Origin of the sequence: Bartonella sp. AA18HLJMS, assembly GCF_042197245.1 — a bacterium.
In the GTDB taxonomy this organism is placed as follows: domain Bacteria; phylum Pseudomonadota; class Alphaproteobacteria; order Rhizobiales; family Rhizobiaceae; genus Bartonella.
In genome coordinates, this window is sequence record NZ_JBHIRP010000094.1 from 1 (window position 1) to 559 (window position 559).

At 40.4% G+C, this 559-nt stretch carries 1 protein-coding gene; it reads left to right on the top strand.

Going from position 1 to position 559, the window contains the following annotated elements:
- Window positions 1-559, top strand: a 559-nt coding sequence (locus tag ACFINW_RS10125) for an ABC transporter substrate-binding protein (RefSeq protein WP_375674278.1), incomplete at both ends; no start/stop codon positions are given.

The following is a 559-nucleotide window of genomic DNA, read 5'->3' on the forward strand; positions in this document are numbered from 1 at the left end:
ATGATCCTGCTAAAATGGTTCCCGCTTTAGCAACACATTGGGATGTTTCAGGTGATGATCACAGTACGGTGATTACTTTTCATTTACGTGATGGTTTGAAGTTTAATGATGGCAGATCAGCCAATGCCAATGATCTTGTTTGGGGTATGAAGCGGATTGTCAAATTGAAGATGGGTAATGCGGCAATTTTTAATGAATATGGAATTACAGAGCAAAATGTTGATGATGCTTTGCAAGCTCCCGATGAGAAAACGGTTGTGATGAAATTTGATAAACCTTATCCAGCAGAGCTCATTCTTAATAATATTGTTGCGAGTCGTGCAACAGCTTTGCTTGATCGTAAGACGATTATGAAACACGAAAAAGATGGCGATTTTGGAAATCAGTATTTGAAAAGTCATGCTGCTTGTGTTGGTCCTTATCAGTTAAAAAGTTGGCGCTCTGGAGAAGCTCTTTTGTTGCGTGCAAGCTCTCACTATTGGGGACAAGCGCCTAAACTGAAGCAGATTTTAATTCGCCATGTTGCAGAGCCCGGAACACAACGTTTGTTGTTGCAAAA